The sequence below is a fragment of the Deinococcus malanensis genome (genome assembly GCF_014647655.1).
Lineage (GTDB): Bacteria > Deinococcota > Deinococci > Deinococcales > Deinococcaceae > Deinococcus > Deinococcus malanensis.
The window spans coordinates 1-576 of sequence record NZ_BMPP01000073.1; the positions used below are offsets into that span (position 1 = coordinate 1).

Below are 576 nucleotides of genomic sequence, written 5' to 3' on the forward strand. Positions count from 1 at the left end.
GGCGTGAACTGTTTATCGGTGTCTCCATTGGGATCAGCGCCTACCCACACGGTGGCCGGGATCCCGAATCGTTGCAGCGGCATGCGGATATGGCGATGTACCGTGCCAAGCAGCGCAAACTCGGGTACGCGGTGTTCGAGCCGGAAATGAACCGTCAGGCATCCCTGCGGCTGCATCTCGCCACGTACCTGCGCCGCGCCATTGAGCTTAAAGAACTCGAACTGCATTACCAGCCGCAAGTCAGGCTGGAGGACCGCTCGCTGGTCGGCGTGGAAGCGTTGCTGCGCTGGCATCATCCTGATCTGGGATTGGTTTCCCCCGCACAGTTCATCCCGGTGGCGGAGGAAACAGGTCTGATCGTGCCGATTGGTGCGTGGGTGCTTCAGGAAGCCTGCCGGCAGGGGGTCGAGTGGCTGCGCCAGGGTCATTCAGTGGGCCGCATTGCGGTGAACGTGTCCGCGCTTCAGTTCGAGCGCCCGGACTTCGTGGACATGGTGGCTGAGACCTTACGTGAGACCGGGCTGCCGGCGTCGTGCCTGGAGCTGGAACTGACCGAGCGGGTCGTGATGAATGACG

Annotated in this window: 1 protein-coding gene; it reads left to right on the forward strand. The window is 62.5% G+C overall.

What is annotated here, in order from left to right; all coding sequences use genetic code 11:
• Positions 1-576 (forward strand): EAL domain-containing protein (locus IEY49_RS21280; protein ID WP_189012398.1); only part of this gene is annotated, 576 nt, incomplete at both ends.